Annotated in this window: 30 protein-coding genes and 1 pseudogene; all 31 read right to left on the bottom strand. The window is 43.5% G+C overall.

Annotation, left to right across the window (positions count from 1 at the left end; translation table 11 throughout):
* The gene (locus GGR02_RS02050) at positions 1-870 is read right to left on the bottom strand and encodes a MinD/ParA family protein (RefSeq protein ID WP_183183090.1); all 870 of its coding nucleotides are present in this window, start codon (positions 868-870) and stop codon (positions 1-3) included.
* On the bottom strand, positions 867-2,003 hold the full coding sequence (flhF, locus tag GGR02_RS02045) for a flagellar biosynthesis protein FlhF (protein ID WP_183183089.1): 1,137 nt from the start codon (positions 2,001-2,003) through the stop codon (positions 867-869). Before flhF ends, GGR02_RS02050 begins: the two co-directional genes overlap by 4 nt.
* The gene (gene flhA, locus GGR02_RS02040; RefSeq protein ID WP_229706030.1) at positions 2,000-4,039 is read right to left on the bottom strand and encodes a flagellar biosynthesis protein FlhA; all 2,040 of its coding nucleotides are present in this window, start codon (positions 4,037-4,039) and stop codon (positions 2,000-2,002) included. The genes flhF and flhA overlap by 4 nt, the downstream gene beginning before the upstream one ends.
* Positions 4,040-4,106: 67 nt before the next feature.
* Positions 4,107-5,189: a flagellar biosynthesis protein FlhB gene (flhB, locus tag GGR02_RS02035; protein ID WP_183183088.1), complete on the bottom strand. Its 1,083-nt coding sequence runs from the start codon at positions 5,187-5,189 to the stop codon at positions 4,107-4,109.
* On the bottom strand, positions 5,190-5,960 hold the full coding sequence (gene fliR, locus GGR02_RS02030; protein WP_183183087.1) for a flagellar biosynthetic protein FliR: 771 nt from the start codon (positions 5,958-5,960) through the stop codon (positions 5,190-5,192).
* A gap of 5 nt (positions 5,961-5,965) precedes the next feature.
* A complete protein-coding gene (gene fliQ, locus GGR02_RS02025) occupies positions 5,966-6,235 on the bottom strand; it encodes a flagellar biosynthesis protein FliQ (RefSeq protein ID WP_183183086.1) in 270 nt (89 codons plus the stop codon).
* A 15-nt stretch (positions 6,236-6,250) separates the two neighbouring features.
* The gene (fliP, locus tag GGR02_RS02020) at positions 6,251-6,916 is read right to left on the bottom strand and encodes a flagellar type III secretion system pore protein FliP (protein ID WP_183183085.1); all 666 of its coding nucleotides are present in this window, start codon (positions 6,914-6,916) and stop codon (positions 6,251-6,253) included.
* Positions 6,909-7,565, bottom strand: coding sequence for a flagella biosynthesis regulatory protein FliZ (gene fliZ, locus GGR02_RS02015; RefSeq protein ID WP_183183084.1), 657 nt, complete (start codon positions 7,563-7,565; stop codon positions 6,909-6,911). Before fliZ ends, fliP begins: the two co-directional genes overlap by 8 nt.
* A gap of 17 nt (positions 7,566-7,582) precedes the next feature.
* Positions 7,583-7,942: a response regulator gene (locus tag GGR02_RS02010; protein WP_183183083.1), complete on the bottom strand. Its 360-nt coding sequence runs from the start codon at positions 7,940-7,942 to the stop codon at positions 7,583-7,585.
* Between the two features lie 17 nt (positions 7,943-7,959).
* A complete protein-coding gene (fliY, locus tag GGR02_RS02005; protein ID WP_183183082.1) occupies positions 7,960-9,153 on the bottom strand; it encodes a flagellar motor switch phosphatase FliY in 1,194 nt (397 codons plus the stop codon).
* Complete coding sequence (gene fliM, locus GGR02_RS02000; RefSeq protein ID WP_183183081.1) at positions 9,140-10,144, bottom strand: flagellar motor switch protein FliM; 1,005 nt, start codon at positions 10,142-10,144, stop codon at positions 9,140-9,142. The genes fliY and fliM overlap by 14 nt, the downstream gene beginning before the upstream one ends.
* 21 nt (positions 10,145-10,165) lie before the next feature.
* Positions 10,166-10,567: a flagellar basal body-associated protein FliL gene (fliL, locus tag GGR02_RS01995; protein WP_221210660.1), complete on the bottom strand. Its 402-nt coding sequence runs from the start codon at positions 10,565-10,567 to the stop codon at positions 10,166-10,168.
* Between the two features lie 13 nt (positions 10,568-10,580).
* Positions 10,581-10,802, bottom strand: coding sequence for a flagellar FlbD family protein (locus tag GGR02_RS01990; protein ID WP_183183080.1), 222 nt, complete (start codon positions 10,800-10,802; stop codon positions 10,581-10,583).
* A 44-nt stretch (positions 10,803-10,846) separates the two neighbouring features.
* Positions 10,847-12,235 (bottom strand): flagellar hook-basal body complex protein, encoded by a 1,389-nt coding sequence (locus GGR02_RS01985; protein WP_183183079.1) that lies wholly within the window; start codon positions 12,233-12,235, stop codon positions 10,847-10,849.
* 76 nt (positions 12,236-12,311) lie between these two features.
* Positions 12,312-12,680: a TIGR02530 family flagellar biosynthesis protein gene (locus GGR02_RS01980; protein ID WP_183183078.1), complete on the bottom strand. Its 369-nt coding sequence runs from the start codon at positions 12,678-12,680 to the stop codon at positions 12,312-12,314.
* 4 nt (positions 12,681-12,684) lie between these two features.
* Positions 12,685-13,182 carry a FlgD family protein gene (locus GGR02_RS01975; protein ID WP_183183077.1) on the bottom strand — a complete coding sequence of 166 codons (498 nt, stop codon included), beginning with the start codon at positions 13,180-13,182 and terminating at the stop codon, positions 12,685-12,687.
* A gap of 12 nt (positions 13,183-13,194) precedes the next feature.
* A complete protein-coding gene (locus tag GGR02_RS01970) occupies positions 13,195-14,424 on the bottom strand; it encodes a flagellar hook-length control protein FliK (RefSeq protein ID WP_183183076.1) in 1,230 nt (409 codons plus the stop codon).
* 14 nt (positions 14,425-14,438) lie between these two features.
* Positions 14,439-15,083, bottom strand: a complete 645-nt coding sequence (locus tag GGR02_RS01965) for a MotE family protein (protein WP_183183075.1) — start codon at positions 15,081-15,083, stop codon at positions 14,439-14,441.
* Positions 15,080-15,535, bottom strand: coding sequence for a flagellar export protein FliJ (gene fliJ / locus GGR02_RS01960; RefSeq protein WP_183183074.1), 456 nt, complete (start codon positions 15,533-15,535; stop codon positions 15,080-15,082). The genes GGR02_RS01965 and fliJ overlap by 4 nt, the downstream gene beginning before the upstream one ends.
* A 7-nt stretch (positions 15,536-15,542) precedes the next feature.
* Positions 15,543-16,853 carry a flagellar protein export ATPase FliI gene (gene fliI / locus GGR02_RS01955; RefSeq protein ID WP_183183073.1) on the bottom strand — a complete coding sequence of 437 codons (1,311 nt, stop codon included), beginning with the start codon at positions 16,851-16,853 and terminating at the stop codon, positions 15,543-15,545.
* On the bottom strand, positions 16,850-17,623 hold the full coding sequence (gene fliH, locus GGR02_RS01950) for a flagellar assembly protein FliH (protein WP_183183072.1): 774 nt from the start codon (positions 17,621-17,623) through the stop codon (positions 16,850-16,852). Before fliH ends, fliI begins: the two co-directional genes overlap by 4 nt.
* Positions 17,607-18,626 carry a flagellar motor switch protein FliG gene (fliG, locus tag GGR02_RS01945; RefSeq protein WP_183183071.1) on the bottom strand — a complete coding sequence of 340 codons (1,020 nt, stop codon included), beginning with the start codon at positions 18,624-18,626 and terminating at the stop codon, positions 17,607-17,609. Before fliG ends, fliH begins: the two co-directional genes overlap by 17 nt.
* A gap of 13 nt (positions 18,627-18,639) precedes the next feature.
* Complete coding sequence (fliF, locus tag GGR02_RS01940) at positions 18,640-20,226, bottom strand: flagellar basal-body MS-ring/collar protein FliF (RefSeq protein ID WP_183183070.1); 1,587 nt, start codon at positions 20,224-20,226, stop codon at positions 18,640-18,642.
* A 55-nt stretch (positions 20,227-20,281) separates the two neighbouring features.
* Positions 20,282-20,572 carry a flagellar hook-basal body complex protein FliE gene (gene fliE / locus GGR02_RS01935; protein WP_183183069.1) on the bottom strand — a complete coding sequence of 97 codons (291 nt, stop codon included), beginning with the start codon at positions 20,570-20,572 and terminating at the stop codon, positions 20,282-20,284.
* A 12-nt stretch (positions 20,573-20,584) separates the two neighbouring features.
* A complete protein-coding gene (gene flgC / locus GGR02_RS01930) occupies positions 20,585-21,034 on the bottom strand; it encodes a flagellar basal body rod protein FlgC (RefSeq protein ID WP_183183068.1) in 450 nt (149 codons plus the stop codon).
* A gap of 3 nt (positions 21,035-21,037) precedes the next feature.
* On the bottom strand, positions 21,038-21,427 hold the full coding sequence (gene flgB, locus GGR02_RS01925; protein ID WP_183183067.1) for a flagellar basal body rod protein FlgB: 390 nt from the start codon (positions 21,425-21,427) through the stop codon (positions 21,038-21,040).
* Between the two features lie 145 nt (positions 21,428-21,572).
* Complete coding sequence (gene codY, locus GGR02_RS01920; protein ID WP_183183066.1) at positions 21,573-22,352, bottom strand: GTP-sensing pleiotropic transcriptional regulator CodY; 780 nt, start codon at positions 22,350-22,352, stop codon at positions 21,573-21,575.
* A 13-nt stretch (positions 22,353-22,365) separates the two neighbouring features.
* Entirely contained in the window at positions 22,366-23,748 is a 1,383-nt protein-coding gene (gene hslU, locus GGR02_RS01915; protein ID WP_183183065.1) for an HslU--HslV peptidase ATPase subunit, read from the bottom strand.
* 15 nt (positions 23,749-23,763) lie between these two features.
* A complete protein-coding gene (hslV, locus tag GGR02_RS01910) occupies positions 23,764-24,303 on the bottom strand; it encodes an ATP-dependent protease subunit HslV (protein ID WP_183183064.1) in 540 nt (179 codons plus the stop codon).
* Between the two features lie 181 nt (positions 24,304-24,484).
* Positions 24,485-25,384 (bottom strand): annotated as a pseudogene (gene xerC / locus GGR02_RS01905) (tyrosine recombinase XerC); the annotation flags it as partial.
* Between the two features lie 55 nt (positions 25,385-25,439).
* Positions 25,440-26,735 carry an FADH(2)-oxidizing methylenetetrahydrofolate--tRNA-(uracil(54)-C(5))-methyltransferase TrmFO gene (trmFO, locus tag GGR02_RS01900; protein WP_183183062.1) on the bottom strand — a complete coding sequence of 432 codons (1,296 nt, stop codon included), beginning with the start codon at positions 26,733-26,735 and terminating at the stop codon, positions 25,440-25,442.
* Positions 26,736-26,741 lie beyond the last annotated feature (6 nt).

The following is a 26,741-nucleotide window of genomic DNA, read 5'->3' as shown; positions in this document are numbered from 1 at the left end:
CTACCTTTCTAATAGAAACTGGCGCAGTCTTGCAAAAAAATTGGCAGGACGGGAAGCAGTCGCTTCGTCGATCGTCCGATTGGCTAAGTAACGCTCCACTAATTCATTCATCGCCCGACTAATTTTCGTTGTCGGGTCGAAAAGCAAAAATGGCGTTTGGCTTGTGACCGCTTTAGAAACGGTGCGATCTTCCGGCAAAACCCCTAATTTGGTTACGTCTTTGCCAAGAAACTGTTTCATTGCGTTTTTCAATCGTTGTAACGTATCTCGCCCTTCTTGGTCCGTTTGTGCGCGATTGACGATTACATAAAACGGTACTCGTTTTTCTTGGAGATGAATGTATTTCATCGCTGCGTACGCATCCATAATCGCGGTCGGCTCGGGGGTCGTAATGACAAAAATTTCATGGACAGCCATTAATAATCGCAGCCGGTCTTCCGACATGCCTGCCCCCATATCAAAAATAAAGTAGTCGTACTGCGCAGACACCGATTGAAGTTGTTCTAAAAAATAATCGACTTTTTCATTATCCATCGTAAATAGCTTCGCTAGTCCTGTTCCACCAGAAATAAATGATAAGTTGCTCGGTCCTTTTCGGATTAACTCTTGAATGGAGATGCGCCGCTGAAACAAATCAATAATCGTCGCATGCGACGACTGACCAAGCAAAATATCGATGTTCCCCATACCAATGTCCATGTCAAATAGCAATACTTGAAAGCCACGGTTTGCTAACGATAACGCAAAATTGAGCGAAAAATTGGACTTTCCAACACCACCTTTTCCGCTAATGACCGCCATCGTTTTCGTTTCCGCACCTTTGTTCATTCGACTCAATTTTAGACGTAAGCTTTCGGCTTGATCTCTCATCTTCCATCGACCCCAAGCACCGTATTGACGATTTTTTCAGGAGTTGCTTCGACAATATCGTCCGGTACATTTTGTCCGTTCGTCAAATACGCAGCTCCGACACGAGATTCTGTCATTAAATTGATCATCGCACCATATTGGCTCGTTTCGTCTAGTTTCGTAAAAATAAAACGGTCAATCGGAATGAGCGAAAACTGTTCGTAAATCGTTTTCATGTCCATATACTTTGCCGTTAACGCAAGCACAAGAAACGTTTCTATCTCCGCATCAAAATCAATAATTTCACGCAAATCTTGCACATATTGCCGGTTGCGGAAGTTCCGACCGGCTGTATCGATAAAAACAAGATCATAAACAGAAAATTTTTTCTTCGCTTCACGGAAATCATCGATGTTGTAACATACTTCTAACGGAACATCTAAAATTTTCGCGTACGTTTTTAACTGTTCAATCGCCGCAATTCGGTACGTATCTGTCGTAATAAACGCCACTTTTTTCTGGTGCTTCAATACACAATGTGCAGCGATTTTCGCTAATGTTGTCGTCTTGCCAACACCTGTCGGTCCAACGACGTTCACATATTTTTTCGTAAATGAAATACCACCGAACGACAAATCGGCCATTTTTTTTAGCAACCACTCTTTCGCCCACTGCAACAGCTGTTTTTTATCTGCCTCGCCTCGCTGCAAATACCATTGCTCGACGAGTTCATCCATTATTTCTTGCCGAAGCGTGTTCGACAGTTCTTGTGCGGCTAACGATTCATGCAGTTCGCTTAGCGGTTGTGGATAAACGGCAAAATTTGTCGTCACATTCGTTGACAGCTGTTTGAGCATCGTTTTTAGTTCGTTTAACTCATTTAACAACGCAGCATCTGCCACTTGTTTCGCCTCCACAGCGGAACGTTGCAAAAGGGGCTCTACGGACTTCCCTTTTTTCTCCGCCATCGCAGAACGAACAGGCTTTGGATCAACGGCAGCAATCACTTCGATATTTTTTTTCGTGAACAATCCGAAAAAACCGCCTTTATGAACGACTTTTGAGTTTAAAATGACCGCATCGTTTCCAAGCTCTGCCCGAATCATTTTCATCGCTTCCGGCATTGACGGAGCGACAAATTTTTTTACTTTCATTCGATATCCACCACCCCAACACTTTGAACTTCCACAGTTGCCTCTAGTTCATTATAAGATAAGACAGGAACATGAGGAAAATAGCGCTCCGTGAGCTGACGCACGTACATTCTTACCGCCGGTGAACAAAGCAAAATCGGCGGCTGGTTTGGCACTGCATGTTGCTCTAGCTGCATCGCTACTGCTTCAATGATTGCTTGCGACGCGCTCGGGTCAAGCGACAAATAGTTGCCGTGCTCTGTTTGATGTACCCCTTCCGCAATGGCTTTTTCCACTTTTCCAGACAACGTAATGACCCGCAACGGTTCCCCTGGTACCGCGTACTGGCTTGTAATTTGTCGCGCCAACGCTTGGCGTACATATTCTGTTAATATGTCCGTATCGCTCGTCATCCGGCCAAAATCAGCAAGCGTTTCAAAAATGACTGGCAAATTACGAATCGATACTTTTTCTCGCAATAATTTCGCTAACACTTTTTGTACATCGCCGATAGAAAGAGGGGTTGGTGTGACTTCTTCCACTAAAATGGGGTACGATTCTTTCAAATGATCAATTAATTGTTTCGTTTCTTGTCTACCGAGCAATTCGTGTGCATGCGCTTTTAACACTTCCGTAATGTGCGTCGAAACGACCGACGGCGGGTCGACGACCGTGTAACCAAACATTTCTGCTTGTTCTTTCACTTCTTCGGAAATCCATTTTGCTGGCAATCCAAACGCAGGCTCGAGCGTATCAATTCCTTCGATAGCGTCATCGTCAATTCCAGGGCTCATCGCTAAATAATGATCAAGTAGCAGCTCCCCTCTTGCTACTTCGTCTCCTTTTATTTTCAACCGGTATTCGTTTGGCTGGAGTTGAATGTTGTCACGAATGCGCACAACCGGAAGGACAAGACCAAGCTCAAGCGCTAGCTGCCGGCGAATCATCACGATGCGATCAAGCAAATCGCCCCCTTGGTTCGCATCAGCGAGCGGAATAAGCCCATAGCCGAATTCAAACTCAATCGGATCGACGCTTAATAAGTTCACGACGCTTTCTGGGCTTTTCATTTGATCCATTTCTGTTACTTCACTTTGCGCTTCTACTACCGTTTCATCTTCTTTTTCTGCTTTTGTTGAAAAATGATATCCACCAAGCGCTAATAAGCTGGCGATTGGAATGGTTAATACGTCATTAATTGGCGTAAACAGCCCTAGTAAAAAAATTGTTCCTGCTGTGACGTACAGCATTTTCGGAAATGCAAACAACTGCCGCATAATATCAGCACCGAGGTTGCTGTCAGACGCTGCTCGCGTCACAACAATCCCTGTTGCTGTCGAAATAAGTAGCGCCGGAATTTGACTGACGATGCCGTCCCCAACGGTTAACAACGTATACCGATGGGCAGCTTCCGCTATGTCTAATCCTTGTTGGACGACGCCAACGACCATGCCAAATAGCATGTTAATAATGACAATAATAATCCCGGCAATCGCGTCCCCTTTCACGAACTTACTTGCCCCGTCCATCGCTCCGTAAAAGTCCGCTTCTTGCGCGACTTTTTCGCGACGATTCCGCGCTTCTTGTTCAGAAATCATCCCAGCGTTTAAATCAGCATCAATACTCATCTGTTTTCCAGGCATCGCATCAAGCGTAAAACGAGCCGCTACTTCGGATACACGCTCTGCTCCTTTCGTAATGACAACAAATTGAATAATAATTAAAATTAAGAAAACGACGAAGCCGACAACAACGTTTCCGCCAACGACAAACGTCCCGAACGTTTCAACGACGCCCCCTGCTTCGCCTTTGCTTAAAATCGAACGGGTTGTCGAGACGTTCAACCCTAAACGAAACAGCGTTAAAAGCAATAATAAGGACGGAAAAATCGAAAATTGTAGCGGCTCGCGCATATTCATCGATGTTAACAACACTAACAACGCTAACGAAATATTGATAATAATCAGCACGCTAAGAAGCCACGTTGGAAGCGGAATAATTAACATCGCCACAATGAGAACAACCATGAGCAATACTGACAAGTCTCTTGCTGGCATTTCATTTCTCTCCTTGATTAGCATCGCCATCGATGCAAATTTCCTAGCCGTTGTCGGCTAAAATAGGCTAAATTTTTCGTTTTAGTCGGTATACATATGCTAAAATTTCCGCTACCGCTTTAAAAAATTGCTCCGGAATGGCATCGCCAATTTCCGTTTGACTATATAATGCCCTAGCAAGCGGACGATTTTCCACCGTCACGACATCATGCTCTTTTGCTAGTTGTTTAATTTTCAGCGCCATATAATCGACCCCTTTAGCAACAACAATAGGAGCTTCCATTTCGCCATCTTCATATTTGAGCGCGACGGCGTAATGCGTCGGGTTCGTAATGACGACATCAGCTTTCGGTACTTCTTGCATCATGCGCTTCATTGCCATTTCCCGCTGTTTTTGCTTAATTTTTGACTTAATTAGCGGGTCACCTTCCGTCTTTTTGTACTCTTCTTTAATCTCTTGTTTTGACATACGAATGTTTTTTTCAAAATCGAACCGCTGATACAAATAATCTAAAAGCGCGAGAAACAATAAAGCAATCGACGCGTAAAGCCCCATTTGTACGGCTAAACTAGCTAACGAGCTTAATGTCGTTTGTAACGATTTCGTCGTCAATGACAAAATTTGTCCAAGCTTCATCCAAAGGACAAAAAAAGTAATAAACCCGACAAACGCGATTTTTAAAATCGATTTTAATAATTCGACGAGCGAACGTAAGGAAAACATACGCTTAAACCCTTGAATCGGGTCAAGTTTGCTTAATTTCATTTGCAGCGGCTCCGTCGTAAATAAAAAGCCAACTTGCAAAAAATTAGCAACAAACGCCCCAAAAAGAGCGACGAGAAAGATGGGGGCAACAACCCATGCCATTTGTTGCAAAATCGTTAAAAACAACAAATGCACCGAATCGATGGTCACATCTGTTTTTATATATTGTTGAAACGATTGTTGCAAAAAACGAAAAAACGTTTCCTTATAGAAACTACCAGAAAACAATAACGTAAGAAAGGTAAACAACAACACAACCGCCGTGTTTAAATCGGCACTTTTAGCGACTTGTCCTTTTTCGCGTACTTCTTGACGCTTGCGAGGTGTTGCTTTTTCTGTTTTTTCCCCAGCAAAAAATTGCAAATCAAGACGTAACGTTTTCATTTATTTGCCCCCTATAATGCCCATTAAATCGCGCAACGATATCACCATCGTTTCAAACAAATGTTGGGCAGCGATAAACAATGTTGTCATCATCACCATGAGCAGTAAAAACCCGACAATTACTTTGACAGGCATCCCGACAACAAAAATATTGAGTTGTGGTACCGTTCGCGCAACAACGCCAAGCGCAACGTCAACTAAAAATAAACTTCCAACAATCGGGGCGGACATTTGAAACGCAACGACAAACATTTCGCTGAACGTTTTTAATGCAAAGCGGGCAAATTGTTCATGGCCAAACGGAACGACTGTATGCAATGGAATAAAATGGTAGCTATAAAACACCCCGTCTAATAATAGATGATGGCCATTCAAAGCTAACAGTAGCAAAAGGGCAAATATATATAAATATTGCCCTAACAGTGGGCTTTGCGCTCCCGTTTGTGGGTCGATAACGTTAGCAATCGCAAACCCCATTTGAAAATCAATCAACCCACCAACAATTTGAATGGCTGCCATCATAAGATAGGCAAAAAACCCAAGGCATAGCCCGACAAGCACTTCTTTTCCTACTAGCAATACGTACGTGTCATCAAGTGGAATTGCCTCTTTTTTCATCGCAAGGAACATCGTCCAACTAAGAAAAAACGACAGCCCAATTTTATGGGTGTTCGGAATCGTTCGATACGAAAACAACGGCACCGTGGCAAAAAAAGATGCGACGCGAGCGAATACTAATAAAAACGCCGGAAAATAAGTCATTATTTCCATACGAATCAGCCTATAAACTGCGTTAAGTTATTGAAAATTTCATATGCATACGACACCATTCGCGACAACATCCACGGGCCAAAAAAGACGAGTCCGATGAGCACAGCTACAATTTTCGGAACGAACGCAAGCGTTTGTTCTTGAATTTGCGTTGTCGCTTGAAAAATGCTGATTAATAATCCGACAGCGAGCGCCAATAATAAGAGCGGACCGCAAACGATTAAAACCATATATACGCCTCGTTCGGCAAGCTGGACTACAACGTTGGCATTCACCTTTTCCACCCCTCTTTAAAAACTTTCTAGCAACGATTTAACAACTAAATACCAGCCGTCTACTAACACAAACAATAAAATTTTAAACGGCAAAGAAATCATGACGGGCGGAAGCATCATCATCCCCATTGACATGAGCACGCTCGCGACAACCATATCAATGACAAGGAACGGAATAAAAATCATAAACCCCATTTGAAACGCCGTTTTAATCTCACTAATCGCAAAGGCAGGCACGAGCGTCGTTAACGGAATATCTTGCACCGTCTTTGGCGTTTTAGCGCCGCTATATTTTAAAAATAACGCCAAATCTTTTTGCCTTGTATGTTCGCTCATAAATTCTTTCAACGGCACAGAAGCGCGTTCGTACGCTTGTTCTAAATTAATTTTTTCCGAAAATAACGGCTGTAGCGCTTCGTCGTTAATTTGTTTAAACGTCGGTGCCATAATGAAAAACGTTAAGAATAGCGCTAGCCCAATTAGCACTTGGTTCGGTGGCATTTGTTGCGTCCCAAGCGATGTGCGAACAAACGATAATACGATAATAATACGTGTAAAGCACGTCATCATAATTAAAATGCCTGGGGCAATCGAAAATACCGTCAGCAGCAAAAGCAACTTCACCGACGTCGAAACCGTGTCCGGAGCCACCTGGTTAAAAAACTGCATAAACTCATTCATCGGACGTTGTCCCCTTCTCTATCTGCTTCAGCAACTTTTGGCGCTCTTTCGTTAATTCTTGCATTTGTTTGGCAAATAACGTTCGGAACGAGGTTGTTTGTGTTTCTTCTTTTGCATTGTTTTTTGTCAACCGATTCAGCCAAGAAAGAAGCAACTCGTTCGGCTCTAACATTTTTTGCAATGATTCATTATGCATGGCGAGCAGTTCATTTATTTCTTTCTCATCCTCAATTTCTTTCAACAACTGCACAGAATCACCGACACCTACAATAAAAATACGTTTTCCTACTTTGACAAGCTGAACAGAACGGTTTGTTCCGACGTGTGCCCCGCCGAGATGTTCCACAAGGCCACGTTTTGCCAGCCAACGACTGCGTTTGTTCATAAATCGTAATAGCGCGTAAATAAGCGCTAACACAAACAATGTAGCGAAAATAAGCTTGACCACATCCCAAGCCGTAACCGAGACGGCTTGCGCTGGCTGCGTATCATTTGTTGCGTTTTTCGTTGCTGGTGCTTTTTCGCACGTTTCGGGATGGTCAATACATTGTTTCACGGTAGGAGACTGCTCCGCAAACGCTATATTTGTTTGCGAAGCAACCACTACTGCTACTAATAGAGCGAGTATTATCGTTCGGAGTTGAAGCAAATTGTTCCACCTCTTAGTTAACCAAGCGTTTTGTTAATCGCTTCAATGACGCGGTCGGCTTGGAACGGTTTGACGACGAAATCTTTCGCTCCCGCTTGAATCGCATCAATGACCATTGCCTGTTGCCCCATCGCGGAGCACATGATCACTTTCGCATTGCTATCAAACTTCCGAATTTCTTTGAGCGCTGTAATCCCATCCATTTCTGGCATCGTAATGTCCATCGTTACTAAATCTGGGCGAACTTCTTTATATTTTTCAACTGCTTGCACCCCATCCGCTGCTTCGGCAACGACTTCATGACCGTTTTTCGTTAAAATGTCTTTAATCATCATTCGCATAAATGCAGCATCATCTACGATTAAAATTCTTGCCATTCGAAAAACCCCCTACACTATTTTAATTTTTTTAGACGATCGCTCTGGCTAATAATATCGGTCACACGCACCCCAAAATTTTCGTCAATAACAACAACCTCGCCTTTGGCAATTAATTTGTTGTTAACAAGTATATCGACTGGCTCTCCTGCTAACTTGTCGAGTTCAATAATAGAGCCTGACGACAAACTTAAAATATCTTGCACCGACCGTTTCGTTCTTCCTAGTTCTACCGTCACTTGCAACGGAATATCGAGCAACATATTTAAGTTCCGCGTTTCAGCCTCAACAACAGGAGCGGGCTCAAAGCTAGCAAAATCGACCGGTTGAATATTTTGTTGTCCAGCTGCATAGGCGCCAAAATGGTTTGGCGTATGTTGCGGTGTTGCTACATATTGTGGCTCTTGCGGCATCGGTGTCGGCTGCCCATAGCCGTAAGCTGGTTGGCTTTTCCCTGCTAAAGAAGGAGGTGGTGTGCTTGTTCCACTATTCACATCCATTTTAGCCGATGTTGCTTGACTCGGACTAGACATTTGCAATAAATTTTGCACTAACTCTTTTGCGAAATCAACCGGCAATAGCTGCATAATGTTTGAGTCAATTAAGTTCCCAATTTTTAGACGGAATGAAATTTTAATTAAAATATCTTCTGGCGGCAAATATTCGATTCCTTCGCCTTCTTTCACATCTAGTAAATGAAGCGTCGGCGGCGAAATATCCACCTTTTTCCCGAAAATTGTTGACATCGATGTTGCTGCTGAGCCCATCATTTGGTTCATTGCTTCTTGAACAGCGCTTAACTGAATTTCTCCTAACAAATCAGCTGGGTTCAGCCCGTCACCGCCAAGCATTAAATCAGCGATAATCGCTGCGTCAGACTGTTTAATGACGAGCAAATTCGTTCCTAAAAAACCGTCTGTATAGTTCACTTGAATGGCTACGTACGGATGCGGAAACTCTTGCGGCACATCGTCTCGGCGAATGACCGATACGCTCGGTGTTGTAATTTCCACTTTTTGGTTTAATAACATCGAAAGTGCCGTTGCTGAGCTACCGAACGAAATGTTGCCAATTTCACCTAACGCATCTTGCTCCATCGTCGATAATACGTCGTCGACAGACGGAGTGGCGGGCGGGGTATCATCAAAACTCGCCGTTCCGCGCAACAGTGCATCAATCTCATCTTGGGATAGCATATCATCGCTCATCATCGTTGTCTTCTCCCCCTTTCATCGTATCCAACACTTGAATTGCCAAGCGTTTGTTCCTTTTTCCTGGCTGACCAATAAACTTCGGCACATCGCCAATTTTAATAATTAATGGCTCGTGAATCGATTGGTCAAGTTGAATAACGTCACCTACGTCCAATTGTAAAAATTCTTGCACCGTAATCATCGCTGTCCCTAACTCCGCAATAACTGGCAGTTTCGCCACTTTAATTCGTTTTTCCAATACTTCCACTTCTTCGGGAATCCGTTCTTTCTTTTGCGTCTGCATCCAATAATGAACGGAAAGACGAGGAATGATTGGCTCTAACACAACATGCGGAATACATATGTTAATCATCCCGCTCGTTTCGGCAATTTGCGTGTTTAACGAAATGACAACAACCGTTTCATTCGGTGATACCATTTGTAAAAATTGTGGATTCACCTCAAATTCGGTTAACATCGGATCAATTTCAGTGACCGATTCCCACGCATCACGCAAATTGCTGAACGCTTTTTCAAACAAATTGGACATAATTCGCATCTCAATTTCCGTTAAATTGTCCACTTTATTTAAGCTCACGCCCCGTCCGCCCATCACACGGTCAAGCATCGCATATGCAATGTTTGGGTTGACTTCCATAATAATGTGACCGTCTAATGGCGGCACTTCAAATACGTTTAAAATCGTCATCTTTGGAATGGAGCGAATAAATTCTTCGTACGGAATTTGATCAGCCGAAGCGACAGAGATTTGCACATACGTCCGTAATTGCGCTGAGAAAAACGTCGTTAGCAGCCTTGCAAAGTTTTCGTGAATGCGGGTAAGGCTGCGAATCTGGTCTTTGGAAAAGCGAAGCGCACGTTTAAAGTCATATACTTTTACTTTTTTATCCGCTTCTTCTTTTTTTAGTTCCTCCGCATCCATTTCTCCTGCAGACAACGCCGCTAACAACGCATCAATTTCACTTTGCGATAATACTTCACCAGACAACGCTATCACCTCCTCGCATAGTTATTGGAGGATGAAGGAAGTAATGTACACTTGCTCCACTTTTCCATCTTGCATAATTTGATTAATTTTTTCTTTCAAGCGATTTTTTAGATTCGTCTTTCCTTGCTCCCCATTAAAATCGACCGGTTTCATCGTCGATAGCTGCTCGATAATAATATCTTTTATTTGAAAATCGCGCTTCTCTGCCTCGGTTTTTCCATCCTCGCTATTCATTTGGATTTTAAATGAAATTTTAATAAAACTGCCGTCGGCTAAGTTTGTCGTAATTTCCGGCACATCAACCGAACTAGCGACAATTTCATCCGCTGTCGGTGCTTTTTTCTCTTGATTGCCGGTAAATTTTAAAACGATGACTAATGCTACTACCGATATAAGAGTAATACTTACTAAAATAACAAGCATGATTTTCCATAATTTACTCACTATTTGATCCCTCCACCTCTCGAGGAAGCCCGATGACCGAGATTTGGCGATAAAAATGGGTAACGAGCTCTACCACATCTTTTACAGATTCACGGACGACGATTTTTTTGCCGTTTGTTAACGTAATCGTTGTATCGGGAAAGGCTTCCACTTGTTCTATGTATAGCGCGTTTAACGTGAATATTTTTCCATTTAATCGCGTTAATGTAATCATATGTATTTGGGCACTAGACGGAGTCTAGTGCCCTCCCTCCCTTATTATTTCTTTAAGTTGACAAGTTCTTGCAAAATCTCATCCGATGTTGTGATAATGCGCGTGTTTGCTTGGAAGCCACGTTGGGCAACAATCATTTCCGTAAACTCTTCGGAAAGGTCAACGTTTGACATTTCTAATGCCCCGGAAATAATTTCTCCTGCGCCATTTAGTCCTGGACGCGACAATTCGTTAATCGTTAACCCATTCGCATTCCGGTCGAGTTTTCCTGAGTTGTTTGTTTCTTTAAACGTATTGCCACCCATTTTCTCTAAGCCGCTCGGGTTCGGGAATTGCGCCAGTAAAATTTGCCCAGCAATTTTCAATTGCCCATTGCTATCAATAAATGTGACTTTTCCATCGGCTGTAATTCCAAAACTTTTTGCCGTTTTTGGAATTTGAATCAATCCTGGTTCAAAGCTTGTAACATTTCCGAATTTCGGTTCGCTGTAGTCATTTAGTACTTGTTGAACGCTTTCGACAAACCCGCTAATTTGCTCTAAGTACGGTCCCATCGATTTTTCCGCTTCTGATAACGAATCCGGCCAATTGCTATCATTTTCTGGAAGGAGCGGAACAGGATTAATAGTTGCTTTAGGAGATACTTTATCATTGAAATATGTTCCGGCAGTTGGCGATGTCGTATCATTCGGGTCTGTTTTCCCAGTAATTTTTTTATTAAGGTCTTTCAATTGTGTATTGAAACTTTTCACGAGATTAATGAAATCCGTTTTAGTCGCTGGATTGTTATCTGGGTTTTTGGAAAACTCTGCTTTCCATTTTTGAATAAAGTCTACTAAGCCATTCGCACCATTCACAAAGCTATTCAAATCTTGTCGAGCCGTTGCCACATGCGGGGCATTTGCTTTGACCGTATCTACATCTTTAATCGCTGCTTCACCAATTAAATATTGTCCTTCCGAGTTGACAATATAGCCGTACTCATCTAAATAAAAGTTTCCTGCTCGCGTAAAGCTAAGGTTGAAGGCGCGATCGATCGGCACACCTGTATTTACTTTGTTCGTACCGAGCTTGCCAGCTGGTCCGTCGATATCAATTAACGTCACGTCGTTAATCGAGCCGACAACGAAAAATCCGTCGCCGCCGAGCGCTAAGTCAAGTGGCCGTGACGTCGTTTGCGTCGAACCTTGCGTGTGAATCGTCTCGATCGAACCTAACCCGCTTCCTAATCCGATTTGTTTGCCATTAATTCCCCCGCGCGTTCCAGTCGATGACGTCGCTGCAGAAATTTGTTGGGAAACGAGGTCTTTAAACGTTACCCGTGCTTTTTTATAGCCGTATGTGTTAACGTTAGAAATATTGTTACCAATAACATCTAATTTATATTGGAAGTTGCGAATCCCGCCAATGCCCGTAAACATCGAACGTAACATAAAAATCCTCTCCTTTTTTCATCATTGAGCTGCTTCAGTCATTCCGCAAGCTCGAAGGCCCCCAAACGGTCCAGCCTTACTCTAAAATAATCGCGCCGTTAATGTTCGTAAATAGCTGCGCTTGCGCTTCTTCGCGGTTCATCGCTGTAATCACCGTTTGATTCACTGCGTTGACAATTAGTGCTGCTTGATTGGTTAATACTAGCGAATCCCGTATCCCCTTTTGTTTTGCTTCCAATACTTTTTGGCTAATGAGCGCCCATTGCTGCTCATCAATCGAAATATTACGTTCTTCTAATCGCTGTTGCGCATGTTTGCTAATTTTCAACGTTTGCTGCGCTTCCGAGAACGCTTCACGAAACGATGGAGAAACGTTCGTCTTTCGCGTTTGGGAAGCATTCGGTACGATCGGTGTACGTGGGAAAAACTGCACCCGGTAACTCAAGCGCTCACCCCCCGAACGTTACTTTCGTTACATCAGACGGTGAAATCGTTTCGCCAGTATCTAATTCAAGCATCCACTTTGCTCCTTGTTGCAGCACCGATTTTACTAACGCTGATTTCTTGTCGCCTTCTGCACTACTCCATTCTACTTGCTTACCAATTAACTCGCTATATCTAGCAAGCGTCTGCATACTTTGCTGTTGGACGAGCTGCTGCAATGAGTCGGACATGCTCGTTAATTTTTCTGTCGTCGTGCTTTGCGAGTCAATAAACTTTTGCATCATCGTCGACATATTGACCATCTGCTCAAGCGTTGAAAAACTAGCCATTTGTGAGATGAATTCTTTATCTTCCAGCGGATTTAATGGATCCTGATGTTCAAGCTGCGCGATTAATATTTTTAAAAAGTCATCTTTTCCTAACGTTTGCTGTCCTGTTTTCCGTTCTGTCGGTTTATAGTTACTTAACAATAAACTAGAGTCAATCGCGTTAGTAGTAGCCATCCTACTCACCCCCTAGATAGTCGCATTTAATTTTTCTTGTAGTGCGTCTGCAAACTCTTCCGTCACTTGTTCGGATTGTTTAGATTGTTGTTCCTGTTCAAATGGCTGTTTCGATTGGCGCTGCTGCTGTTGACGGTTCATTCCCGCAAACTCAGGTTGCGTCCATACATCAAATCGTTCGACAATAATATTTTCCGTCGGAATAATATGACGAATTTGGTGAATGCTCGCTTCTACTAACTCTTTCGCTGCTGTTGTATTCGTTATGATTTTGGCCGCCAGTTCTCCGTCTTTTTGGGCAATAAGTTTCACCGTCAATGTTCCTAAATGCTCCGGATGTAAGCGAATGACCAGCTGCGCTTGTCCGTTTGCCCCTTTTGTAAACTTGCCTGTTTTCATTATTTCTGTCAACTGATGCGTAAACGAACGTTGCAACTCACCCTTTTGTTCATTGCCTGGCAACGAAATAACAGGTGATAGTTCTTTGTTTGTAGCAAAAAGAGGGATCGATTCTTCTCCATCCGTTAATGGCTCCGGCGGCAAAGGGACGACGGTTTCTAATGAAACAGGCGATTTTTCTTTTGCCGAAACAACCGGTTCTATTATTGCCTGCGAGCCGTTTGTCGTTCGCACAGAACGGTTAGTAAAATCGCTTGAGAAATTAGCAGCCTGTTCATTTTTCGATGACAAACTAATAAGCTTGTCAAAAAGTGATCGCACGTTTTTTATTTGTTCCGGAAGGCGGACATTGTTCCCAGAAAAGACAGCAACGAGTCGCTCCTTTACTCCTTCAAATACATCATCCGGAAGGGAGTTTTGCCTTTGCTCTAATTGAAACAGCATAAAAGCAACCGCCAGCAACGCTCCGTTGTCTTCTAACGTCTTTTCATCTTCTACCATTTGCTCAAACGGACGTCCAGGGACAAACGTTTCGGTCATTTGTTTTTTCAATGTCGGCGGCAATAGCTGAAAAAAATGGGAAACGGTCGGATTTTCCAACGTTTCTTGCCGCGCATATCCTTCTTCTATCGGAATTGCAGCAAACAGTTGCTGTAGTTCGCCGTACAGCTTGGGCGAATCAATCGAAAACGCTTGGACAGGCAACAGGTCACTTTTTTCAAGTTGCGGCGTTGGCTGTTTCATATTCGCTAGCAACATGGCAAAAGCAGAAGTTGGCGTTTCTTGTTTCTGTGCGGTCAACGGCAACATATTGGGCGAAAGAAAAGCGATCGGACGAATCATGTTCTCACCTCCTTTCATTGTTGGGCGTTCGCTTGTGCTTTTTTCGCTAACAGCGTCGTATATTTTGCGGCTTCTTCTGGCGTCATTTTTTCTAAAATGGCCGCTGCTGTATCGTTACTTAGTGCAGAAAGAATATATACCGCTTCTTCGTCTGACATTTTTGGAATGATTGCCGCCGCATTTTTTGGTGACATCGTTTCATATATTTTTGTAACATCTTGCACCGTTGGCTTCGTTTCATTTTTGGTTGTGGATGATGTCCCCTGCTGTTGTTTTGCGGCAGTCAGTTCGGCATTGAGCCGTTTGATTTCTTGCTTTAGCGCGTCGATTTCGCTTTGTTTCGTTTTAATCGTGTTTTCTAGCTTCTTTATTTGCTGCGTCTTCTCGTCAATCATTGCTTTTTGTTCTAGCATCGTCTTTTGTAAAATTTGCTCGGTGGACTGCTGTTTTCCGTTTATCCACTCCGACACATACGGGATGTTTCCCCCGTATTTTTGGATAGCGCCAAATACATTAAAACCAGCGACCGTCGCGATGACAAGCGCTAATGCAATCGCAAATAAAAGCGGAATGACGATGACAAATAAAAACCATTTAAATTTTCCTATTTTCCCTTCCTCTTCTAGTTCGGTTTCTTTCTCTATTACTTGTTCTTTCATCCTCTCACCCAATCTTTGCGATGGATAAATTGCTGAATCGACACTTCATCCATCCATCGGTTTTCGGCAGTTTGCAACACTTCGTGTACAGCTTGCTCATGCTTTTCTTTCATTTTCTCGTACTTTTTTACTTCGATTGCTGCTTCTGCTAGCTTCGCCTGCTTCAAAAGCATTTGTTCGCGCGCTTGCGCCACTAGCTGTTGGTAGTGAGAAATTGTTCGTTCTAAATTAGTCACGAACTGGCGAAAATGGCGGATTTCTTGAATGGAAAGACCTGTGCTCATTTTTTGTTTGTACGTTTCTTCATAGTCTTCTTTTTGTTTAAGCAAATGGTATAGCTTCTCGCCAACTTCCTCAAACCGCTTGGTCGCCTCTTGATATTCTCCAAGCGCTTTTTCTTTTTCCTTTTCTTTAATCGCTAACAATTTATGGAGTTTAAATGGACGAACCATCGTTTACTCACCCCGAGTGTACGAGTTGAAGCAGCATATGAACGCTTTCTTCTTTCGTAAATTTTTCATGCGTATCTTGTTTTAAAAAATCGAGAAGCTTCGGATAATAACGAATCGCTTCATCAATTTCCCGCGATGACCCTCGTTTATATGCCCCGATATTAATTAAATCTTCCGAATGCATATACGTTGACAAAAGCTGGCGAAACTTTTCCGCTGCCGCTTTATGTTCCGGTGTAATAATGTAGTTCATCACCCGGCTAATGCTTTTTAGGACGTTAATCGCTGGATATTGCCCTTTATTTGCTAGATTTCGTTCAAGTACAAAATGGCCGTCTAAAATGCCGCGCACCGTGTCCGCAATTGGTTCGTTCATATCGTCTCCGTCGACTAATACGGTATAAAACGCTGTAATGCTTCCATGTTCATTCGTTCCTGTCCGCTCGAGCAGCTTCGGCAAAATCGCAAAGACGGAAGGAGTATATCCTTTTGTTGTCGGTGGCTCACCAATCGAAAGCCCTACTTCCCGTTGTGCCATCGCCACGCGTGTGACGGAATCCATCATGAACATGACGTCCATTCCTTTGTCACGGAAATATTCGGCAATTGCCGTCGCCGTATACGCCCCTTTAATGCGCATAAGCGCCGGCTGATCCGATGTAGCGACAACAACAATCGAGCGAGCAAGCCCCTCCGGACCAAGATCGCGTTCAATAAATTCTCGCACCTCGCGTCCACGCTCTCCGATTAAAGCAATGACGTTTACATCCGCATTCGTGTTGCGGGCAATCATGCCGAGCAATGTGCTTTTTCCAACGCCTGAACCGGCAAAGATGCCGACGCGCTGTCCTTTTCCGACGGTCAACAAACTGTCAATCAAGCGCACACCGACCTCGACAGGCTCAGCAATTGGCGGACGCAAAAGCGGGTTTGGCGGCTCTTGTTCAATCGATAACGAACGCAACCCTTTCGGAAGTGCCCCACCATCTAGCGGTTGTCCGAGCGAATCAAGCACTTTCCCAATTAATTCTACGCCTACCTTTACTTGTAGCGGTTTCCCGGTTGCTTCGACAATGCAGCCAGGCGCGATATCTTGAACAGTGGAAAATGGCATAAGCAATACATGCTGCTCACGAAAGCCAACGACTTCGGCCGCTATTTTTTTTCTTCCCCCACCGACATGAATGTAACAAACATCACCGACCGAACTTTCTGGTCCTTTCGCTTCAATCATTAGTCCAATAACGCGTGTCACTTTTCCGAACCGTTTATACGAGTCAAGCGTTTCAATCTCATGAAGGAGCGTTTGCCAATTCACGATGTTGCCTCCTCGAGCCGCTCAAGCAACTGCTCTTTTATTTGTTGCAACTGTGTATCTACACTAGCATCGATGCGTCCAAATGGCGTTTCGATAATACATCCCGTTTCTTGTAGCTGTTCATCTGGATAGAGAAAAAGATCGACCGGCTCGCTAAACATCGCTTTTAGTTCTTCTTTTTGCTGCGCAAGCCAATCATAATAGCGTGGATGAACGTATATTTTCACTTCTGACTGCTCCCGTACTTCTTTTATCGCCTGCTTCACAAGCGAAAGAAAATGCTCGTGATTTTCTGTAAGTTTTTCTCCGACAATTCGTTCCGCCACTTTCAGCCCAATAAGTAAAATCGTTTCATTCGCTGCGTCAATTTGTTCATAAAACTGTTCGTTTGCTGTTTCGATGATGCGTTTTGCTTCGTGGATCAGTTGCTCATATTGGCGAAGCGCTTCTTCTTTTCCTTGAATAAACCCAGCGTCGTATCCTTCCTGCTGCGCTGCTCTCGCTAGCTGTTGTTTTTCGCTTTGCCATTGTTCTTGTTCTTGTAAAATTTGTTGTTTTACGGAGTGATAGTAATGCTCCGCTTCTTGTTGAATCAATTGCGCTTGTCGTTTCGCTTCGTCGATCAACATTTGTGCATTTTCTTGTTCGCTTTGCTCGAGTGGCGAAACGTCTGGTTGCTGCAAAAAATATTGCTTTATCTCAATCATTTTTTTATTATGATGGTCGGTTTTCGCAAACGGAGCTTTAATGACATTAGACAATAATATCATCTCCTCCACCGCGCGCAACAACGATTTCGCCCGCTTCTTCGAGGCGACGAATCACCGCCACAATGCGCGACTGTGCTTCTTCTACATCACGAAGACGAACAGGTCCCATAAATTCCATTTCCTCTTTAAACGTTTCCGCCATGCGCGTTGACATGTTGCGGAAGACAACTTCTTTCACTTCGTCGCTTGATACTTTCAACGCTAACATTAAGTCGTTGTTGTCAACTTCGCGAATAATGCGCTGGATCGCGCGATTATCAAGCGTGACGATATCTTCAAAGACAAACATTCGCTTCTTAATTTCTTCTGCTAATTCAGGGTCTTGAATTTCAAGCGCATCTAAAATTGTCCGTTCTGTCGCACGATCTACGCCATTTAACACTTCGACAACTGCTTCGATGCCGCCGGTTTGCGTGTAATCTTGTACAACAGTAGCTGAAAGCTTCCGTTCTAAAATTTGTTCTACTTCGTTAATCACTTCTGGTGATGTGCTGTCCATCAACGCAATTCGGCGAGCAATATCGGCTTGCATCTCTTGCGGAAGCGACGATAAAATTTGCCCCGCTTGCGCTGGCTCTAAATACGAAAGAACAAGCGCAATCGTCTGCGGGTGTTCGTTTTGAATAAAGTTTAATAGCTGCGCGGGATCCGCCTTGCGTGCAAAATCAAACGGGCGCACCATTAACGCTGATGTGAGCCGGTTAATAATGTTTATCGCTTTTTCAGAACCAAGCGCTTTTTCTAATACTTCTTTCGCATAGGCGATTCCGCCTTGGGCAATATAATCTTGCGCCAAGGCGATTTGATGGAACTCCTCAATCACTTCTTCTTTTTCCTGTCCCGCCACTTGACGAACGTTGGAAATTTCAAGCGTCAACTTTTCGATTTCTTCTTCTGATAAGTGTTTATACACTGACGCAGATACATCTGGTCCGAGTGAAATGAGGAGTATGGCTGCTTTTTGCTTTCCTGTAAGTTCCCCTTTTTTTTCTTTCTTCGCCATGTTCCCCCTCCTTTTAATCTTCCGCTAACCATGTTCTTAACAACTGCGCAAACTCATCTGGTTTTTCTTTCGCCAGTTTTTCGAGCTGCTTACGCCGTAACGTAGCTTCTGTTTCTTTCTCCTCATGAATATCTGGGAGTTCCGGCATAAGTGGTTCGTCCCCCAATTCATCCATCGCATCGTCATCTTTTTTCCGTCGACGCATAAGGAAAAAGACGACTAAACCGATTAACGCGAGTAAAAGGGCACCGCCAGCAATATATGCCCACGTTGGAATCGTCGTTTGCGGTTGTGTAAAATCTGTTTTCCCGTTGAATTTTTGTACGGAAACGACAATCCGATTTTGAATGTCTTGGTCAGTCAACGTTTGGCCATTTTGTTTATCAATCGATGTGCGAACAACCGTCCCTAAAATTTTCTTAATATCATCAACTGTTTGTTGGGATAACGAGTTCGGGTTTTTCGGGTTTGGTGGCTCGACCATCACTTGAATGCCTAAATCCCGTACTTTATATGGACTTTCGACAATTTTCTTTTTGATTCGGTTTACTTCATTGTTAATGGTTTCTTCCGTTTTTTCATAGTCTCCGTTCGAATTGCTTGTGGAAGATTGATACCCTGGAACGTCGCTTGTGCCTGTTCCAGTTGTTCCTCCCGGCTGTGCCCCTTGTCCGGAATACGTCTCTTTAATGCGCTGCACACTTACGGCAATTCCTTGTTTGTTCTGCTCATCAACCGGGGCAACTAGATTTTCTTCTCGATTTTCTTGGGTAAAATCGACATCTGCTGTCACCGATACGACCACTTTATCTTGTCCCATCATCGTACCAAGCATTTGTTGAACTTGGCGCTGAATGTCGCGTTCGATTTGCTTTTTAATTTCGTTTTGCGTCGCAAACGCGGTCGCTGTCGAAAATTTTTCATCATTTTTTAGGTCAAAGTACTCAAAATATTGGTTCATGATGACGATATTATCAGTAGGAAGATTAGGGACGCTCTTCGATACGAGATGGTACAGCGCCTTTATCTGTTCGTCGCTAAACTTATAGCCTGGTTTTGTTTTTAAGACGACAGAAGCAGACGCCTCGCCCTGGTCATCCGATACAAATACGCTCGGCTGTGGAAGATTGATCATCACCTTGGCATCTTCCACGCCGTCAATATTTTTAATTAAATTGGCAAGCTCTGTTTGCATCGCTTTTAGCTTGACAACGTTAAACTCATTATCGGTCATACCAAAACTGGCGTTTTTTCCGAAAAACGAATAGTCGATGCTTCCGCTATCCGGAATCCCTTCCGCTGCTAATTCCACTTTTAGTGTATCTGCCAGTTTTTCTGGTACTTTTATCGTTGTGCCGTTATCCGCTACTTCGGACTGAACGCCGCGCTGATCGAGCGTGGCTTTAATTTGCCCTGCTTCTTGCGGCGTAAGGTTGCTATACAATGGAACAAAATTCGTTTTCGTCGCAAAATACGAGGCCGTTCCAACAATCGTAAAGAAAAGAAGCGCTGCACCTATCGCCATTGTTTTTTGTGCTTTTGTTCTTTCCCGCCAAAAAGTAGCTATTCGTGTCAGCCACTCTTTCATTCGTTGATTCATAGTATTCCTCCGATTATTGCAAGATAAATAAAATGCTTGTTTAGCAGTGCACTAATTATACTTGCATCCGCATCATATCTTGATAGGCTTCAATCGCTTTATTGCGAATTTCAATCGCAAGTTGCATGGAAATGCTCGCTTTTTGGGCTGCGATCATGACTTGATGTAAGTCAACGTTCTCTCCTTTTACTAACTTTTCTGTCAGTTTGTCAGCTTGGATTTGTTCATCGTTCACTTTGTTAATGGCATCTTTTAGAAAAGTGGCGAACTCCTTTTGTGCCTCTGCTGGTTTTGTAGCCGTCGCCGCCGCAGTCGTTGAAAACAAATTATTTATTTTGTTAATCATCACTCATTCTCCTTATTTTCCGATTTCTAACGCTTTCATTAGCATTCCTTTCGATGCATTGAACACTGTCACGTTTGCTTCGTATGAACGAGTAGCGCTCATTAAGTCGACCATTTCTTTTAACGGATCGACGTTCGGCAATTGAACGTAACCGTCTTTATTCGCATCTGGATTCGTCGGATCGTACACGAGTTTAAACGGGGTTTGGTCTTCGACAATTTTCGTAACCATTACCCCATCTCCGGCAGAAGAGCGATCCATCGCTGCTTGCAAATACGAAGAGAATCCATTTTCCTTCGGCTCCATCACTACTACTTTCCGTCGATATGGTTCCCATTGTCCGTTAACAAATTTCGCGCGCGTCGTATCGACATTCGCCATATTGGAGGAAATAACGTCCATTCTTAGTCGTTGAGCGGTTAATGCTGATGCCGTTGTATTTAAGCTTTGAAAAATCGACATACATTATTTTCCTCCTTTAATGACCGTTTTTAACGTGTTAAACTGACCGTTCAACCGTTCCACTAGCGCATTATAGTAAATTTGGTTTTCGGCTAAATCCGACATTTCTTTGTCGATATCGACACTGTTTCCATTATGATTGTATACTACATCACTTCTTGTCGTCACTAAAAAATTGCTGGGATTTCCTTTAAACGAAAAATGACGCGGATCCGTTCGATACGCTTCTAGCGGCGCCATCGCTTGTTCAAGCGCTGTTTTAAACTGTACGTCTTTCGCTTTATAGTTTGGTGTATCGACATTGGCAATATTATTCGCGATTACTTTTTGCTTCAACGACGCATAATCAAGGCCTTGTTCGAGCATATTAAACGTGCGAGAAAATAGTTTCATCGAAAATCCCCTCTTTATCTGCTTTTTTCGACAATATCTGATATTTTCTATTTTAAAAGAATGTGTAAATAATGTATAGCCGGAAGTTTGTACTATTTTTACCTTTTCCAAAAGAAAAGGAGCTGATTGCCTCAGCCCCTTTTCTTTAATGCGCTTTTAATTTTTCTAACTCGGTTAAAAATTTGTCATTTAATACTTTAATATATGTCCCTTTCATTCCGAGCGAGCGCGATTCGATTACGCCGGCGCTTTCAAGCTTGCGAAGCGCGTTTACAATAACCGAACGCGTAATGCCGACACGGTCTGCGATTTTACTTGCAACAAGCAATCCTTCCGTTCCGTCTAATTCATCAAAAATATGTTCAATCGCTTCTAATTCGCTGTACGATAACGAGCTAATCGCCATTTGAACAACCGCTTTACTGCGTGCTTCTTCTTCGATTTCCTCCGCTTTTTCCCGTAAAATTTCCATACCGACAACCGTCGCCCCGTATTCTGCTAAAATTAAATCGTCGTCATCAAACTCGCGATCAAGTCGTGATAAAATAAGCGTACCGAGCCGCTCGCCACCACCGTTAATCGGCACGATTGTCGTTAATCCCGTTTTAAACAAATCACGGTTTTCAACAGGGAACGCAGTATATTCGCTATTAATATCTAAGTTCGGCGATGTTTCGGTAATGTTAAATAAGTTGTTTGTATATTCTTCTGGGAACTGACGATCTGCTAACATTTTTTTCATCCGTTCATTTTCAATCGATTGCTTAATCGCAAACCCTAATAGTTTGCCACGGCGGCTAACAACAAACACGTTCGCTTCAATTACTTCGCAAAGCGTTTCCGCCATTTCTTTAAAATTCACTGGTTTACCTGCCGCTTTTTGCAGCATGGCATTAATTGTTCTTGTTTTTTGTAATAAATTCATCTCTGACAGCCTCCTACAAAATAAACTCGCTTAAATCTTTGTTTTTGACGATATTCCCTAATTTTTGCTCCACATATTGTGGTGTAATGATAATTTTTTCAAGTGTAATATCTGGCGCTTCAAACGATAAATCTTCCAATAATTTTTCCATAATCGTATGCAATCGCCGCGCACCGATGTTATCCGTCGTTTGATTGACTTCATACGCTACTTCCGCAATCTTACGAATAGCATCGTCAGAAAATTCAAGTTGTATACCTTCCGTCGCCAACAGCGCAGTATATTGCTTAAGCAACGCGTTGTTTGGCTCCACTAAAATTTTGACAAAATCATCGACCGTTAGCTTCGATAGCTCTACCCGAATCGGGAAACGTCCTTGTAATTCTGGGATTAAATCGGACGGCTTTGCCATGTGAAACGCACCCGCGGCAATAAATAAAATATAGTCCGTTTTCACCGGGCCGTATTTCGTCATTACCGTCGACCCTTCGACAATCGGCAAAATATCACGCTGCACTCCTTCGCGCGAAACGTCTGCTGAAGAGGTATGCCCTCTGCTGGCAATTTTATCGATTTCATCAATGAAAATGATTCCTGATTGTTCTGCAAGGTAAATCGCTTCTTGTGTTACTTCGTCCATATCAATCAATTTTTGTGCTTCTTCGTTCGTCAACACTTTCCGCGCTTCGCTTACTTTTAACTTTCGTTTTTTGCGCCGCTTCGGCATAAAGCTACTGAGCGCATCTTGCATATTCATCCCCATTTGCTCAATGCCCGCACCTTGAAAAAAGTCAAACAATGGCATTTGCTGTTCTTCGACTTCGATTGTTACGAATTCGTCCTCAAGCTCCCCGTTCGCTAATTGCATCGCGACTTGCTTTCGCTTTTGCTCCACGTATTGATCTTCTTTTCCATCGTCTTGTGGCGTCGGTTGACTGCCGCCGAACAACAGTTCCAACGGGTTTTTCATCGTCTGTTTTTGCTTCCCTGGCACTAACAATTCAACGAGCCGTTTATTCGCTTGCTTCTCTGCTCGGTCTTTTACGTCGTTCATTTTTCGTTCTTTCACTAACCGGACAGCCGTTTCGACAAGGTCACGCACCATTGATTCGACATCGCGACCGACGTAGCCGACTTCTGTAAATTTCGTCGCTTCCACTTTAATGAACGGTGCACCAACAAGCTTTGCAAGCCGTCTTGCGATTTCCGTTTTTCCTACCCCTGTCGGCCCAATCATTAAAATGTTTTTCGGCACGACTTCATCGCGCAACTTCTCATCGAGCAAGCTGCGGCGGTAACGGTTGCGCAAAGCGACCGCCACTGCTTTTTTCGCTTCTTTTTGACCGACGATAAACTGATCCAACTTTTCAACAATTTGCCGAGGCGTTAAATTCATCGCGTTTCCCTCCGCTTATAATTCTTCGACGATGATATGGCCGTTCGTATACACGCAAATGTCTGCTGCAATTTCTAGCGCTGCTTTCGCAATTTCTTTTGCGCTCATTTGCTCACCAGCATACCGCTTCAATGCTCGACCAGCAGCAAGCGCATAGTTTCCGCCCGAACCAATCGCTAAAATGCCGTCATCCGGCTCAATGACTTCGCCCGTTCCAGACACTAATAGCAGGTGGCGAGCATCCATGACGATTAACATCGCTTCTAGCCGACGCAATACTTTATCGCTGCGCCATTCTTTCGCTAGTTCGACCGCTGCGCGCTGCAGATTGCCATTAAATTCTTCAAGCTTCCCTTCAAACATTTCAAACAACGTAAATGCATCTGCCACCGCGCCAGCAAATCCAGCCAACACTTTACCATGAAAAAGTTTTCGTACTTTTTTCGCCGTATGCTTCATCACGACCGCATTACCAAACGTCACTTGGCCATCGCCAGCCATTGCGCACGCGCCATTATGATGGATCGCAAAAATCGTCGTCGCATGGAACTCCATAAAACTCCTCCTTTAAAAAGGAAAATAAACGTCAGTCGCCTTCACTCTTCTTGGCTAGCTACGAATGAACATCCTCTGCGTCTACATCCGCCGTTCGACGTGCAAGCACGTCTTCGTCGAACGCTTGCGCTTCCGTCAGATGTTTCCTTGGCAAAGCCAAAGACCGTTCTTCGCTTTCCTTCGCTCGCGGATGGGCGTGTAAATAAATGTCGCGCAGCCGATCTTTCGTTACATGCGTATAAATTTGGGTGGAAGAAAGGCGAGCGTGACCGAGCAATTCTTGAACGGTACGCATATCCGCCCCTTCATTAAGCAAATGGGTGGCAAACGTGTGCCTAAATACGTGCGGGCTTACTTTTTGTGTTAGTGCCGCTTTCTCTACGATTTCATTAACAACATACCGTACCCCTCGAGGTGTTAAAGGACGCCCGCGAAAATTGACAAATAAATAAGAATGGGCGACGTTCCCTTTTTGCAACAGTTCGTTTCGGCCGTTTTGCACATATCGCTCGAGCGCTTCTTTCGCAAACCGTCCAAACGGAACGTACCGCTGCTTATTTCCTTTCCCATAAATTAAAATCGTCGACAACGAAAAATCGATATGGGAAAGTTGAATGTGACAACATTCACTAACACGAATACCTGTTGCATAAAGCAGTTCTAAAAGCGCTTGATTGCGCTGACCGAGCGCTGTATTTACATCATTGACATGGAATAAACATTCTAATTCTTGTTCGTACAAAAAATGCGGAATTTTTTGTTCTTTTTTTGGCAGCGTCGCAAGCGCAAATGGATTTTCGACGACTTTCTTTTCCCGCAGCAAAAATTTATAAAAGCTACGCAAACTAGAAATTTTGCGGGAAATGGAACGACTTGTGAAGCGTTCGTTATGTAGCTTTGTCAAATATAACCGGACATCGCTATACGTCACTTCGTCTAATCGTCCAATTGACTGCTCATGCATAAATGCAAAAAATTGTTCAATATCATGTGCATAACACGCAATAGTATATTGTGAATAATTTTTTTCAATTTGTAAATATTCTATGAATAATTGTAACGAAATTTTCAAATTTTCCATTCGTAACACCTCACAAGGGCTACTAAATATTAACACATATTAGTAGCCCTTGCAATTAGTTTTTTATAAAATTCTGAATTGTGTCCAATGCCCGTTGTGCGTATTGTTCGTTGCGCCGTTTTTTGTCTTTGATCGTTTCGTCTAACGGGGCAAACAAGCCGAAATTAGCATTCATTGGCTGGAAGTATTTTGGGTCGGCGGACGTAATATAATGCGCCATGCTGCCGATTGCCGTTTCTTGCGGAAAAACAAGCAACTCTTGTCCTAGCACAAGTCGAGCAGCGTTTATCCCAGCGACTAATCCAGAAGCGGCCGATTCGACATACCCTTCGACCCCTGTCATTTGTCCTGCGAAAAACAAATCATCACGCCCTTTATACTGGTACGTTGGTCGCAACAACTTCGGCGAGTTGATAAATGTGTTTCGATGCATGACACCATAGCGAACAAATTCTGCCTGTTCTAAGCCAGGAATGAGACGAAATACTTCTTTTTGATCGCCCCATTTTAAATGCGTTTGGAAGCCGACGATATTATAAAGTGTGCCAGCAGCATCGTCTTGCCGAAGTTGGACGACGGCAAACGGACGCTTTCCTGTGCGTGGATCTTCAAGTCCAACCGGCTTCATCGGACCGAACAATAACGTTTTTTTCCCTCGCTTTGCCATCACTTCAATCGGCATGCATCCTTCAAAATAAATTTCTTTTTCAAATTCTTTTAACGGTACCGTTTCTGCAGAAATAAGCGCCTCATAAAACCGATCAAATTCCGCCTCCGTCATCGGACAGTTGATATATGCGGCTTCGCCTTTATCGTAACGCGATTTTACATACACTTTATCCATATCGATGCTTTCTTTTTCCACAATCGGAGCAGCAGCGTCATAAAAATATAAATATTCTTCCCCTGTTAGCGCTTTTAGCTTCTCAGAAAGCGCTGGCGATGTTAATGGCCCTGTCGCAATGACCGTCGGCCCTGATGGAATGTCTGTGACTTCCTCACGAATGACCGTGACGTTCGGATGATGTTGCACAAGATCGGTGACGCGCGCCGCAAACTCATGGCGGTCAACGGCCAACGCTCCTCCCGCCGGAACCGAACATTCGTCTGCCGCTTTCATAATGACAGAGTTTAAACGGCGCATTTCTTCTTTTAAGACACCGACAGCATTCGTTAATGTATTGGCTCTTAACGAGTTGCTGCAGACGAGTTCCGCAAATTTTTCCGTATGATGCGCTGGCGTTTGTTTCACTGGTCGCATTTCGTACAAGCGCACTTGAACGTTTCGATTCGCTAGTTGCCACGCTGCTTCGCTTCCGGCTAACCCTGCACCAATGACGTTTACCATCATGTTGTT

The organism is Anoxybacteroides voinovskiense (assembly GCF_014196205.1).
Taxonomy (GTDB): domain Bacteria; phylum Bacillota; class Bacilli; order Bacillales; family Anoxybacillaceae; genus Anoxybacteroides; species Anoxybacteroides voinovskiense.
This window is presented reverse-complemented; position numbering and strand designations above follow the sequence as displayed.